The organism is Catalinimonas alkaloidigena, assembly GCF_029504655.1.
GTDB lineage: Bacteria > Bacteroidota > Bacteroidia > Cytophagales > Cyclobacteriaceae > Catalinimonas > Catalinimonas alkaloidigena.
Genome location: NZ_JAQFIL010000001.1, coordinates 4,086,184 through 4,100,960 on the forward strand (window position 1 = coordinate 4,086,184; position 14,777 = coordinate 4,100,960).

9 protein-coding genes are annotated in these 14,777 nt (G+C 44.3%); 5 read left to right on the forward strand and 4 right to left on the reverse strand.

What is annotated here, in order from left to right; all coding sequences use genetic code 11:
* Positions 1 to 27 precede the first annotated feature (27 nt).
* From OKW21_RS16640 to dapF, 3 genes are all read right to left on the reverse strand, one after another.
* A complete protein-coding gene (locus OKW21_RS16640; protein WP_277481178.1) occupies positions 28 to 867 on the reverse strand; it encodes an alpha/beta hydrolase family protein in 840 nt (279 codons plus the stop codon).
* Positions 860 to 4,228, reverse strand: a complete 3,369-nt coding sequence (secA, locus tag OKW21_RS16645; RefSeq protein WP_277481181.1) for a preprotein translocase subunit SecA — start codon at positions 4,226 to 4,228, stop codon at positions 860 to 862. Before secA ends, OKW21_RS16640 begins: the two co-directional genes overlap by 8 nt.
* A gap of 107 nt (positions 4,229 to 4,335) precedes the next feature.
* Entirely contained in the window at positions 4,336 to 5,112 is a 777-nt protein-coding gene (gene dapF / locus OKW21_RS16650) for a diaminopimelate epimerase (RefSeq protein ID WP_338130064.1), read from the reverse strand.
* A gap of 244 nt (positions 5,113 to 5,356) precedes the next feature.
* On the opposite strand from dapF, the gene OKW21_RS16655 reads away from it, so the two are divergent.
* From OKW21_RS16655 to OKW21_RS16670, 4 genes are all read left to right on the forward strand, one after another.
* On the forward strand, positions 5,357 to 6,931 hold the full coding sequence (locus OKW21_RS16655; protein WP_277481183.1) for a sulfatase family protein: 1,575 nt from the start codon (positions 5,357 to 5,359) through the stop codon (positions 6,929 to 6,931).
* 890 nt (positions 6,932 to 7,821) lie between these two features.
* Complete coding sequence (locus OKW21_RS16660) at positions 7,822 to 8,601, forward strand: carboxypeptidase-like regulatory domain-containing protein (protein ID WP_277481184.1); 780 nt, start codon at positions 7,822 to 7,824, stop codon at positions 8,599 to 8,601.
* A gap of 84 nt (positions 8,602 to 8,685) precedes the next feature.
* Positions 8,686 to 11,976, forward strand: coding sequence for an amidohydrolase family protein (locus OKW21_RS16665; RefSeq protein ID WP_277481186.1), 3,291 nt, complete (start codon positions 8,686 to 8,688; stop codon positions 11,974 to 11,976).
* 291 nt (positions 11,977 to 12,267) lie between these two features.
* On the forward strand, positions 12,268 to 12,753 hold the full coding sequence (locus OKW21_RS16670; RefSeq protein ID WP_277481189.1) for a nuclear transport factor 2 family protein: 486 nt from the start codon (positions 12,268 to 12,270) through the stop codon (positions 12,751 to 12,753).
* Between the two features lie 25 nt (positions 12,754 to 12,778).
* Here OKW21_RS16670 and OKW21_RS16675 read toward each other — a convergent pair whose 3' ends face one another.
* Positions 12,779 to 13,126 carry a hypothetical protein gene (locus OKW21_RS16675; protein WP_277481190.1) on the reverse strand — a complete coding sequence of 116 codons (348 nt, stop codon included), beginning with the start codon at positions 13,124 to 13,126 and terminating at the stop codon, positions 12,779 to 12,781.
* A gap of 88 nt (positions 13,127 to 13,214) precedes the next feature.
* On the opposite strand from OKW21_RS16675, the gene OKW21_RS16680 reads away from it, so the two are divergent.
* A complete protein-coding gene (locus OKW21_RS16680) occupies positions 13,215 to 14,747 on the forward strand; it encodes a M20/M25/M40 family metallo-hydrolase (protein WP_277481191.1) in 1,533 nt (510 codons plus the stop codon).
* The last annotated feature ends 30 nt before the right edge of the window (positions 14,748 to 14,777 follow it).

Consider the following 14,777-nt stretch of genomic DNA (forward strand, 5'->3'; position numbering starts at 1 on the left):
TTAGGCAAAAATAGGCAAGGTGCAAGTTTAGCGATGATGTTTCAGTATAAAGTTAACTATAGGGCGTGCATCTTTTAGTCCATGTACATGCCCTTCTCCTTCCTTCATAACTACTTTTACCTTTCCCTTACGTTCTTTATATGCTTTCACGATCAGGGCACCATTTTCTTCAAAAGGGACCACCTTATCTTCATCTCCCGACACCATAAACAGAGGAATATCAGCTTCCGTGATAGCTTCTATTTTGTCTATAGGGTTTTGCTGGTAGTTGAGTGCTTCTTCCTCGCTCATGCCATATGCTTCCAGACACTGCTGCCAGTCTTCTTCACTGCCCCGACCGCTCATTTTACCTCCCGGCCAGCTTTTTATGTCGCAGACAGGTGCATCGGCATAAATACAGGAGACTTTGTCCGTATTTTCAGCAGCCCAGTTAAACACGATTAAGCCCCCCCTACTCATACCTTCCAGTACGACTTTGGAAGAAAAATCATATTCCTGAGTTACGTACTTGTAAAAATCATCCCAGATTTCAACCGCCTGAGGACTGCCATACAAACCGGACACATCAATGAAAGCCACATAAAACCCACGTGACAAGAGCTCTATATCTACCTCAGGCCGATGGCCAAAAAATCGTGCGCGCCATATCCAGGGATTATCTTTAGCAGGTCGTTTAGGGACCACAATTCTACTCTGCCGCCCCTGAAACTCAAAAGCGTACATACGAAATCCATGGAAATTGCCGGGCTCTCCCTGGATGTTGATTTCAGTTACTGACTGCTCTGCCTGTTGTACATAGGTACAACTCAGGCAGAAAAACAGGAGTAAGTATACACGAATATCAGGTAGTTTCTTGATGTTAATCATCCACGATTACGCAACGATTATTTTTAAGGTCATCTTCAACGGTTTTAAACTTAACATTTTTCTTGATACTTCCATCACTATATTGAACATTCACCCTATCGTTCCTACCTGCTACTTTGGTGGTTTTCGCAGGCTGTACCGGCTCAGCAGGCGGACGGTTTCTCTGGGCTGCTGCAGCATTGGCTGCGCTGCCTCTGTCAAGTGAGGAAGAAACTTCCTCTTTGGATTCTTTGAGCTTTTGTTGCTTTTGTCTTACAGACCGGGCTTCTCTTACCTGTTCAGAGCTTTGTACCGGGATATCAGCTTTCATCAGGAAGGAAATCGTTTCTTCATTGACTTTGGCAATAAACCGCTTAAACAGTTCAAAAGCCTCAAACTTATAGATTAGGAGCGGATCTTTCTGCTCATATACCGCATTTTGAACTGACTGTTTCAGATCATCCATCTCGCGCAGATGTTCTTTCCAGTTTTGGTCAATGATTGCCAAGGTAATAGCTTTTTCCATCGCCTGTATCATAGCTCCCCCTTCGGTGTCAATTACTTTCTGAAGGTTGGCTGATACACCCAGTTGCATTTTCCCATTGGTAAAAGGCACCAGAATATTTTCTACCGTTGCCCCTCGGGTCTCTTTGATGTTTTTCAGTACTGGCAGGGACTTCTGAGCTACGTGTTCATTCTTTTTGCCGTACTGCTCATAAGCGTATTGATACAGATTTTCTGTCAGTTGGTTTTCAGAAATCTGATCAAATTCGGCATGTTCAATTGGGTAATCAATAGCTAGCGTTCCCAATACAGTCAGCTTAAAGCTTTCGTAATTACTTACCCCTTTGGTACCAAGTACAATGTCTTCGCAAGTATCATACAGCATCGTCATGATATCCATGGAAAGTCTTTCTCCCTGCAGGGCATTTTTACGTCTTTCATAGATTACCTCACGTTGCTGGTTCATGACGTTATCGTATTCCAGCAGGCGTTTACGGATAGCAAAATTGTTTTCCTCTACTTTTTTCTGCGCTCTTTCAATGGAGCTGGTCACCATAGAATGCTGGATCACCTCACCTTCTTCCAGTCCCATGCGGTCCATCAGTTTGGCAATACGGTCAGAACCAAACAGACGCATCAGGTTATCTTCCAGGGACACAAAAAACTGTGAAGAGCCCGGATCACCCTGACGACCGGCACGCCCTCTGAGCTGGCGGTCCACACGACGTGACTCATGCCGCTCAGTACCTATAATCGCCAGTCCACCAGCCTGTTTTGACTCTGGTGAAAGCTTGATGTCCGTACCACGGCCTGCCATGTTAGTAGCAATAGTCACTGTACCGGGTTGACCGGCTTCTGCTACTATTTCTGCCTCCCGCTGGTGTTGTTTCGCATTTAGTACGTTATGTTTCACATTCCTCATCTTGAGCATGCGGCTCAAAATCTCAGAAATCTCCACCGAGGTAGTACCTACTAATATGGGGCGGCCTTTTTCAGACAGCTCATTGATTTCATCTACTACCGCATTAAATTTCTCGCGCATGGTTTTGAACACCAGGTCCTGGCGGTCATCCCGAACGATTGGGCGGTTGGTAGGGATCACTACCACATCCAGCTTGTAAATTTCCCAGAACTCCCCTGCTTCTGTTTCGGCAGTACCTGTCATACCCGCCAGCTTATGGTACATGCGGAAGTAATTCTGCAAAGTAATGGTAGCATAGGTCTGGGTAGCCTCTTCTACTTTCACATTCTCTTTGGCTTCAATGGCCTGGTGCAGACCGTCTGAATAGCGGCGGCCATCCATCACCCTACCTGTCTGTTCATCTACAATTTTGATTTTGCCATCAGCAATGATGTACTCCTGATCAATTTCAAAAAGCGCGTATGCCTTTAATAACTGGTTGACCGTATGGATACGCTGCGATTTTACGGCATAATCTTTAATCAGCTCATCTTTTTGCTTCACCTTTTCTTCATCGCTCATTTCTTCATCTTTCTCCAGATCAGCGATAGCCGTACCAATATCCGGCATGATGAAAAATTGTGGGTCTTCACCTGTTTGCGTTATTAAATCAATCCCTTTCTCTGTAAGGTCAATATTGTTATTTTTCTCTTCTATTGTAAAGTATAGAGGAGCATCCGCTTCAGGCATATTGCGAGAATTATCCTGCAGATAAAAGTTCTCAGTTTTTTGCATGATCTGCTTGTTGCCCGTCGCGCTGAGAAAGCGGATCAGAGGTTTGTATTTGGGCAACCCACGGTGCGCTCTGAATAGCGAAAGCCCACCTTCCTGCGTATTTCCTTCCTTTACTTTCTTCTTGGCATCCTGTAGCAGTTCGTTCACAAGCTTTTTCTGTGCTTCATACAAACGAGAAATACGAGGCTTTAGCTCGTAAAACTCATGCTCATCTCCTTTTGGAACGGGTCCGGAAATAATCAGCGGTGTACGGGCTTCGTCTACCAGTACGGAGTCAACCTCATCCACCATCGCGAAGTGATGTTTACGCTGTACCAGGTCACCCATTTCACGGGCCATGTTGTCACGCAGATAATCAAAACCAAACTCATTATTAGTACCATAAGTGATGTCTGCTTTATAGGCAGCGCGTCGTTCATCAGAGTTAGGCTGGTATTTGTCAATACAATCCACTGTCATTTGATGAAACTGGAAAAGAGGTGCCATCCACTCGGCATCTCTTTTGGCCAGATAATCGTTGACTGTAATCACATGCACGCCACGCTTGGCCAGGGCATTCAGGAAAGCTGGCAGGGTAGCTACCAGCGTTTTACCTTCACCGGTAGCCATCTCTGCGATTTTACCCTGATGTAACACGATACCTCCGATGAGCTGCACCTCGTAATGCAGCATATCCCATTTGATTTTCTGTCCGGCAGCCAGCCACTCGTTGCTCCATACTGACTTCTCACCTTCTATGCTTATGTGCTCATGTTTGGCGGCCATCTGCTTATCAAAGAGCGTGGCGTTTACCTCCATTTTACCATTGTCCTTGAAGCGACGTGCAGTTTCTCTTACGATCGCAAACGCCTGAGGTAATACTTTTAGCAATACCTCCTCCAGTACCGTATTGCGGTCTTCTTCCAATTTATCTATCTGTGCAAAAACCCTTTCTTTTTCATTTATATCCATTTTGGGGTTTTGCTCTACACGTTCATGAAGCTCTTTGAGTTGCTGATCAATGCTTTCTAACTCACCATCAATCACCGCTTTTACTTCAAAAGTTTTGCCTCTCAGCTCATCATCACTTATGCCTTGCAGCTTATCATATTCAGCTTTAATCTCCTCAACCATTGGCATGACCTCTTTGATATCTTTGTCAGATTTACTGCCGAATAGTTTTGCCAGTAATTTATTTAGCATATTGATTGGATATTTATATCTCTGTTGATTTCAAATAATTAATGTGTGTAAACTTTGCTAACCCTCGGTCCGAGTTTGCAAAAACACTAATATGTAAAAAAACCGTATTACACAAAAACAGTGCCCTCAAAAACCATGACAGCAGGCCCAATCATATATATATCTGTATAAAAATTGTCTTTCAGCTGTCGGAACGATACCTGAAGAATTCCTCCCTGGGTATTAATTGTTATGGGGCTGGCAAGTCCTTTGACTTTCGCTACCGTGAGCGCAACTGCGGTTACACCTGTTCCTGAGGACAAAGTCTCGTTTTCTACTCCTTTCTCATATATACGCATATGAACCTCATCGCCTTTCATTTCTACAAAACTGGCATTGGTACCCTGAGGCACAAATGCTTCATGATAACGGATTTTTTTTCCTACACCCATCACATCATAATCTGTCAGATCTTCTACAAACCTGACATAATGGCGCGTGCCTGTATTCATAAAGTAGCCGCTTTCAACCTCCTCAATACCTACTACATCCACCATGCGAATGTGAATCTGCTCGCCTTCAATCCGGGCCTCGTGGAAGCCGTCTTCAGCATAAAACTGTGAATGCTTACCGATCATACCCAGATGATGTGCCAGATGAACCGCGCAACGGCTGCCATTCCCACACATACTGGTGGTCGCATCAGCATTGTAGTAAATCATCTCAAAATCATATTCATCATGGTCCTGTAAGAGTATCAGGCCATCAGCACCTATACCGAATTTACGATGGCAGAGTCTCTGAATCAGCTTTTCATCATGTTGCGGAAATTTTCCTTCCCGATTGTCTATCATCACAAAGTCATTACCAGTACCCTGATATTTATAAAAATGCATTGTATTCATAGATGGTTCGTATTTTTGCAGATGGGCTAAAGTTTGATCAGTATATACATCTTAAGATTCACTGCAATAGCCTAGGGTATTTACGCTTGCATCGTGCAAATGCTAGCCCACTAATAATTTTTACAATACTAGAAAAATTTGAGCAGATTAGTGGGTCAAAATAAGAAAGTCCTTAAGCCGGGCTTCATTTTATTTCATCTATTTTTATATATTCAGATTTATGAATCTAATTAGAACCTCTAAGATGAGAAAAATCATTTTTCTTCTTTCCCTGCTTACTTTTTATGCTTGCCAGCCTCAGGAGCAGGAAACACATGACCAAAGACCCAATATTCTCTTTGCCATCGCAGATGACGCTTCCTTTCCCCATATGGGAGCATACGGCACTAATTGGGTAAATACACCGGCCTTTGATCGCGTAGCCAGCGAAGGCCTCTTGTTTAATAATGCTTACACGCCCAACGCAAAATGCGCGCCTTCCCGTTCATGTATACTCACTGGCCGCAATTCCTGGCAGTTGGAAGAGGCTGCCAATCATGTACCCTTCTTTCCTGCAAAATTCACCACTTTCATGGAAAGCCTGGCTGAGCATGGTTACTTTACCGGGCATACTGCCAAAGGCTGGTCTCCCGGTGATCCGGGAGAGAGGAACGGAAAAAGAAGAGAGCTTACCGGACCGGCCTTCAACGAATATATGACCACCCCGCCCGCAGAGTTTATGAGCAATAACGATTATGCCAGAAACTTTGAGGATTTTCTCCAAGCTCGTCCGGATTCGCTACCCTTCTGCTTTTGGTTTGGTGCCATTGAGCCTCATCGTGCCTATGAATACGGCGCGGGTATCAACAAAGGAGGTAAACAAATTGATCAGATTGATGAGGTTCCGGAATTTTGGCCTGACACTGATTCGGTACGCACCGATATGCTGGACTATGCTTACGAAATTGAATATTTTGATCAGCACCTTATGAGGATGCTGGAAATTCTAGAAGAAAATGGACAGCTGGATAATACTATTATTGTTGTCACCGCCGACAATGGTATGCCCTTTCCACGGGTAAAAGGTAACGCTTATGAATTGTCAAATCATTTGCCGCTTGCCATGATGTGGACGAAAGGCATAAAAAACGCAGGCCGTAAGATTGATGATTTTATCAGTTTCATTGACTTCGCTCCTACCTTTATGGAGCTGGCACAAATCTCTCCCGAACAGAACAGTATGCAGGTGATGCAGGGAAAGTCCATGACGGATATATTTCAGGCAGAAAAAGAGGGAATGGTCAACCCTGACCGTGACCATGTACTTATCGGAAAAGAGCGGCATGACGTAGGCAGACCGAATGACTGGGGCTATCCCATCAGGGGAATAGTTACAGATGACTTGCTGTATGTTCAAAACTTTGAGCCGGACCGGTGGCCCTCCGGTAATCCTGAAACAGGCTACCTGAATACCGATGGAGGTGCTACCAAAACGCAGATATTAAACATGCGCTATGAAGAAGACATGCGTGCGTATTGGCTGATGAATTTTGGCAAGCGTCCGGCAGAAGAGCTGTACCGCATTGATGAAGACCCTGATTGTGTACACAATTTAGCGCTCAACCCGGAATACACACCTATGCTGGAAGAACTAAAAGTACGCATGCTGGCAGAATTACAGGCGCAGGGAGATCCTCGAATGATGGGCAATGGGCACGTTTTTGATGAATATACATATGCTAATGAGTCCAATCGCAATTTCTATGAGCGCTACATGGAAGGCGAAGAGGTAAATCATGGCTGGGTCAATGATAGCGATTTCCAGGAAGAGGAGGAGTAGCTTCACAGAAAGTAAGTAGAAGTAGATGAGCATGATTCTCTCTTCCTTTAGGTTAGATGCATGCTTTTAACGCTGGAGGTCAAGCTATGCTACATATTTTCAACTACCTTTCGCTAGTAGGTAAGCAAAGCCATGCAGGCTGCCGAATACAAAAAGAAATAGGATAAAATGCATCATTAGTTATCAAAGTTCCATGAATAGGGGGCTTTTTTTGGCTCCTGCCTGCTGAAAGCATATTCATTTGATCAGTATAGAATCGCCATCCGATGGGCGTCCTCTCTTCATCCGATGCACAGGCGTTGATCATTGCATCCCCATCGGCTTGCCAAGCTGTGCCCATTCGGCTTTTAAAAAGACTGTAATAGAAAACCCAGGCCAAGAAAGCTGAGACTTACGCAAACAACGCTTAAACTTTTGAATAGAACCATACTGATAAATGGTAAGGAGAAGCCGATATGCAAAATACTTATTATTGCTGTGATCTTTTTTTCTCCCTCGCAAATTACAATTGAAAGTTACTTGAACTTTAAAGCTCTTGGCTGTTTAGAATAGGTTGAGTATTAGAAAAACGTACTTATAGGTAAAATAGTCAATCTCCTCGCCTGAGGGGAGATCTTATCATCAAATAATCAATAGAAGCCCGATAAGGATAAGAATAGACAGTATACTAGTTTTTATTTAAGCCCAAAAAAATGTGACAATTTCACGGAAGGAAAGCTGACAATTAGCACTTTACAGAAAAACACTCATCACCTTTTTCCTTACCTACAGCCAACAATCACATCATAAAAACCTTAGACACAGGCATACAAACATATATTCACAATACATGTGAGTATTTATACGTTACTTCTAATACTAACTTATATAGAACATACGCTAACCAAAACATGATGAATGCTACAGTTCTGCCTACGCTACTCTCAGTTCTACTTATTCTTTGTACTGCCGCAAGGGGACAACATATCAGTGGTAAAGTGCTGGATACGGAAACACAAAAGCCTCTCGCTTATGTACATGTGAGCATAGAGAGTGGTCAGAAGGGGACAGTAACCAACAGGTTTGGAAACTTTAGACTAGAGATCAGTAAAGCTACTGAATTACAGTTTTCTTCCATTGGCTATATCACCTACTATCAGCTGGTTGATCCTGCTGCTGATAGCAGCTTTACGGTCTACCTTATTCCCGACACCCATCTGCTCAGCGAAGTATTAGTATTTTCCAGTAGAATCAATATGTTAAAGCGGCCAGAGCGTACGCCAATTAAAGTACCTGTTCTTTTATCGCAAAAAAAATCTAAACCCATAGAGACAGGCAGTTGGGTATGGGATATGAGTTGGTATCCTGAGATAAGAGAAATAGTTATGCCTCCACAGCAAATTGGTGGCATACTCTATGGACCATTCTCATACTTCTCGACTCAGGAGAAACAAAAAAGAAAGATGAAGGCCGTACGCAAAAGAGAAAGAGACCTAAATGCCTATCATACAACTCTGGAGGATGAGGATTTCAAGCAGGAGACACTCAAGGCTTTAGACATGAAAGCCAGAGAATATGACAGTCTGCTGATCATATTCAACCAAGAACATACTGATCTGGTTGCCAACGCAAGTGAAAATGAAGCCATGACTATGCTTTACTTATTTTTTCAGGAGCAGCTTGGCAAATAGCAAAGAAAACTTTCCTTCCGCCTTCTCATACATTGCCCCACGTCACAATTATCCGTAGGTTAATGGTAAAAAATCTAACATAGCATGAAGCTACTACACACCTCTTCCCTATCCTTATTATGTTCCTTTCTTCCTTTTCTGGCGTCCGGGCAGGATAAAAATGAAGAGGAAAAGTGGAACGTAAGCCAGACGCACGGTCCTGCCAGTGAAGTTACAATTACTACTAACGAAGGTACCTGGATGAACCTGGATGTCAGTCCCGATGGACAGCGTATTGCTTTTGACCTTTTAGGTGATATTTTTACCCTGCCCATTGGCGGAGGTGAAGCTCGACTGATACGTGAAGGTCATGCTTATGAAAGCCAGCCCCGCTTTAGCCCGGAAGGCTCACAGATTGCCTTCACCAGCGATGCCGGAGGAGGTGATAATATCTGGCTGATGAATACCGATGGCAGCAATGCGCAACAGGTCACCAAAGAAGATTTCAGGCTGCTTAATAACCCTGCCTGGACACCTGACGGGCAGTACATTGTGGCCCGCAAGCACTTCACCTCCGGCCGGTCTTTAGGTGCGGGAGAGATGTGGATGTACCACATCAGTGGAGGGAGCGGCATACAACTGACAGAACGTAAAAATGACCAGCAGGATGTCAATGAGCCCACTGTCTCGCCTGACGGCCGCTTTGTTTACTATAGCGAGGATATGTATCCCGGAGGCTATTTTCAGTACAATAAAGACCCGAACAGCCAGATTTATGTAATCAAACGCTATGACCGTAAGACCGGAGAAATAGCTACCGTAACCGGTGGTCCGGGAGGCGCCTGTCGTCCGCAGGTTTCTAACGATGGCAAAAAGCTGGCTTTTGTTCGCAGGGTAAGAACCAAATCCATCCTGTTTGTTCATGATCTGGAAAGCGGAGAAGAGTGGCCGATTTATGATGGACTTAGCAAAGACCAGCAGGAAGCCTGGGCCATTTTTGGTACTTACCCCGGCTTTGACTGGATGCCCGATGATAAAGCCATCGTGATCTGGGGAGAAGGTAAACTTTGGAAAGTTGACATTGATCAGGTGAATGCTACAGAGATTCCTTTTACAGTAAGTGCTACCCATCAGATTGAAGAAGCGCTGCATTTTGAGCATGAGCCCGCTCCTGAGCGGTTTACTGCAAAGGTAATACGCCATGCGATTACTTCTCCCGATGAGAAAACATTGATTTTTCATGCCCTGGGCTATCTCTGGAAAAAATCCCTTCCTGATGGCAAACCAGAACGGCTCACTAAGGGAGCGGATTTTGAATTTGAACCGGCAATTTCCAAAGATGGCAATTCCCTTGCATATACAAGCTGGAACGATGAAACTTATGGCGCACTGTATCAACTCAAGCTCAATGAAAGAAGGGCTACACCGGTAAAGCTTACCACCCTCAAGGGAAGTTTTCGTACTCCTGCCTTTTCACCCGATGGTAAAATGATTGTGTTTCGCAAAGAGTCAGGGAACAGCGATCAGGGCTATAATTTTGACAAAGAACCCGGTCTTTATCTCATGGGTTCGGATGGAGGAAATGTGAGAAAAATCACCGATGAAGGTGAGTTTCCCATGTTCAGCCCGGACGGTCAGCGAATCTACTATCAGACAGGAGGCTCCCTATTCGGCTCACTGGACAAAAAGTTCAAGAGTGTCAATCTGAATGGAGAAGATGAGCAGACTCATTTTACTTCCAAATACGCTACGCAGTTTGTCCCCAGCCCGGATGGCAAGTGGATTGCCTTTACTGAGCTTTTCAAGGTATACATCGCGGCTTTTCCTCAGGCGGGTAAAGGCATAGAACTTAGTGCCGACACCAAAGCTATTCCTGTCACGCAGGTAGCCCGTGACGCAGGCATCAACCTGCACTGGTCTGCCGATAGTGAAAAACTTCACTGGACACTGGGTGAAGAATATTTTACTACTGAGCTGAGCAATAGCTTCGCCTTTATGGAAGGTGCTCCCGATGAATTATCTCCTGTGGATACCACAGGACTTAAAGTAGGGCTGGAAGTTGATTTTGATAAGCCGGAAGGAGTACTAGCATTACGAGGAGCCCGCCTCATCACCATGAAAGGCGATGAAGTGATTGAAAACGGTACCATTCTGATTGAGGATAACCGTATCAAGGCAATAGGCTCAACCGATGAAGTGGAGATCCCGAATTCAGCCAAAGTAATGGATGTCAGTGGCAAAACCATCATCCCCGGCATCATAGATGTGCATGCGCATGCGCAGCATTTCCGCCTGGGGCTTAACCCTCAGAAGCACTGGCCTTATTATGCCAACCTGGCTTATGGTGTTACCACCATGCACGACCCTTCGGCTAATACCGAGATGGTCTTTGCCTTTTCTGAGATGGTTAAAGCCGGTAATATAGTAGGTCCAAGAGTATTTTCCACCGGAGTTATCCTCTACGGTGCCGAGGGAGATTTTAAAGCCAAGATCAATAACCTTGATGATGCTCGATCTGCCATTCGTCGTACCAAAGCTTTTGGAGCTTTTTCAGTCAAAAGCTATAACCAGCCCCGTCGTGACCAGCGTCAGCAAATCATACAGGCAGCCCGTGAAGAAGAGATTTTAGTAGTTCCTGAAGGTGGTTCATTCTTTTTTCATAATATGAGCATGATCCTGGACGGACATTCCAGTATTGAGCATAATATTCCGGTTGCTCCACTTTACGATGATGTGTTACAGCTATGGGCAGCCAGCAAAACTACGTATACGCCTACGCTGATCGTCAATTATGGTGGGCTGAATGGTGAATATTATTTTTACCAGAATTCTAAAGTTTGGGAGAAAGAACATCTGCTCACATTTACTCCCCGGGGAGTGATTGATTCCCGCTCACGTCATCGGACTATGGTGCCTGATGAGGAGTATGATCATGGTCATATTCTGACTTCTGAAAGCTGCAAAGCTTTGGCAGACCAGGGTGTAAAAGTAAACCTGGGCGCTCATGGTCAGTTGCAGGGCTTAGGAGCTCACTGGGAACTCTGGATGCTGGAGCAGGGGGGCATGAGTGAGATGGAAGCGCTGAAAGCAGCGACTATAGATGGTGCTTATTATTTAGGCATGGACAAACATATCGGCTCGCTGGAAGAAGGTAAGCTGGCCGATCTGGTGGTGCTGGATGCCAACCCTCTGGATGATATCCGCAATACCGAGCAAGTAAGCCATACTATGGTCAACGGACGTTTATACGATGCCAAAAGTATGAATGAAGTAGGTCTTTATGATCAGGCAAGAAGCAAATTTTACTGGGAGCAGAATAAATACAATCAGCAGTTTGACTTCCATATGGAAACGTGCTCTTTCCTGACACCCCAGTGTCACTGTGGTGTACATTAGCAAAATTGTTTTTTTACAGCTTCCCAGACAGCAGAACGACTTTAATAAATCGTTCTGCTTTTTTGCTGATACTTGAATTATGTTAACAACAATTTGATGATTTGTAACCGCCTCCACTTTAATGCAGATACTGGGCTAAACATACTTCTCCAAATAAACGCAGGCTACATCCTTTTTCACTAAATTCAGGATAGGATAAAGTTTGGCAAGCCTTATGCTTCATTTATTTCTGTATGCATGAACGTGCTAACGCATGGTTGATGTTGACCTTACAGTAACTTCTGAAATCGCATGAAGCATATCCAGTATTTATTTGTATTGCCTTTCCTCTTGTTGATGGCTTGTGGCCCTAGTGAAGAAGAAAAATTTGAGCAGCAGGTAAGAAGCCGCGCCATTGAATATTTTTCTACTTATCAAAAAAGAGAAGATTGGAATAAATTTCTATCTTTTTACCATCCAAAAGTTACTTTTACTGACGCTGCCCTCAAGACCCGTACAAGAGGCCTGGAAGATTTTAAAGAATTCTACAACTGGCCCGACTCAAATTTTCAGAAGATAAGTCCCGCTCAGAAACATCTGGAATTACAGGATATCATCACTCAGGATAGTCTGGTAGTAGCTCGGGGACACTTCAATCCTTTTTACTGGCATGGCGAAAAGCAGGAGTGGACAGGAGGCTTTACCATCTGGCTCTACTTTGACAAAGATTTAAAAATAAGACATCAGGTAGACTATATTCAATACCCTGCATCGGTGATCCTTTCAGCAAGGAGGTAAATGAATAAAACTTATCGGTCTAAGATCAATCTTTTACGATTGTAAACCCTAATGCTTCAGCCTCAATCCGCTGTTCGTCTGCAATGTTAATATAGAGGTTGTTTCCACTCCAGCAATTACATGCTTCACAAAGATATGTATCGGGAGCTAATTCATTTTTCAACTCCAGCGATAAAACCTTTACCCCCTGATCTTTCAAGTAATCTCTGATATTATTCATGTATACCTCTTGATCATGCGCAAAGGCCCAGGGGTTCGCACACTGTGTTTCCGCCATCATCATTTTGATGCGACCTGCTGTACTGCCTTTCAAATCCTCTTCGCAGGAAATAAAACTTACGAAAAGGACCAACAGTAAAATATTCTTTTTCATAACTATCTCTTTTTAGGCTAGACTCCTATATTCACTTTTTGATTGGAATATTATCTTTACAGCATTCTCCACTGCAAATACCTGATCCATGATGAGAAAAAACTATACATATATTTTTTTAATAGCATTTTTGCTATGCAATGCATCCTTAGAAGCACAAAAGCTCCAGCAAAAACAGATTCAGGCGCTTACTAAAAAGCATCTAAACGATGGTATTCTGGAACTCAAAGAAATTCTCTCCATCCCTAATAATGCCAGTTACCCGGCACATGTTCAGGCCAATGTGAAATGGTGCGAGCAGGCTTTTGGCAAACGTGATTTCCAAACCCGGCTTCTGGAAACTGATGGACCTCCCCTACTGCTCGCTTCACAGTTTATCAGCCAGAAGTTGCCAACGGTACTTATCTATTTGCAGATTGACGGTCAGCCGGTAGATTCTTCTCGCTGGTTTCAGCCCAGCCCCTATGAGCCCGTTCTCAAAACGGCTGATGCTTCAGGTGGCTGGAAAATCATAGATTGGAGCAGCTTGGAGAATGATTATAAGCCTGACTGGCGGATATTTGCCCGTTCTGCTTCCGATGCCAAAGGTCCGGTGATCATGTTTCTGAAAGCAATGGATATTTTAGCCGAGCAAAATGTAAAGCCTTCTTTCAACCTCAAGGTAATCATGGATTTTGAGGAAGAACTGGGCTCACCCCACCTGCCCGGAGCTGTCAAAACTTATGCTGAAGAGTTGATGGCTGATCACATGATTGTCCTGGATGGTCCGCGTCATCCTTCCAATGAGCCTACCCTCACTTTCGGAGCAAGAGGTATACAGACCGTTACGCTAAAGATATTTGGACCTAAAAACCCTCAACACAGCGGACACTATGGTAATTATGTACCCAATCCTGCCTTTCGTATGGCTCATTTGTTGGCTTCCATGAAGGATGAATACGGCAGAGTGACTATTCCCGGCTATTACAAAGGCATCAGCCTGGACGAAAAAACCATTGCCCTATTAAAAACTGTACCTGACGATGAAGCCGCTATCAAAAAGATGATTGGCATCTCCGGTCAGGATAGCGTAGCGGATTTTCTACAGGCTTCACGTCAGTATCCTTCGCTCAACATACGTGGCCTGCAATCGGGTTGGGTAGAAGAAGAAGTACGGACTATCGTACCTGACTTTGCCATTGCAGAAATTGATATACGCCTGGTCAAAGAGTCTGATCCCGAGTACCTTTTAAATCTGCTTAGAGCACACATTGCGGCACAGGGCTATCATTTTGTAGTGGGTGAACCTGCTGATGCTGAGCGCCAAGACTATGATAAGCTCATCAGCATGGAGCATGAATATTCTTATGGTGCATTCCGCACTGAGATTAATTCACTCACCGGAAACTGGCTCTCCGCAGCCCTGGAACGGGCCTTCGGCAGTACACCGATTCGCATCCGTACTTCGGGCGGGTCCATACCAATTTCTCCCTTTGTGATTACGCTGGGTGTTCCTGCCGTTACTGTACCTACGGTAAACTCTGACAACAATCAGCACAGCCCCAATGAGAATCTGAGACTAGGTAATTTTGAGGAAGGCATACGTACTGTGACCGCAATTCTTACTCAGCCCATAGAATAATGTTAATAAAGATAATATTTTAATAGCGTT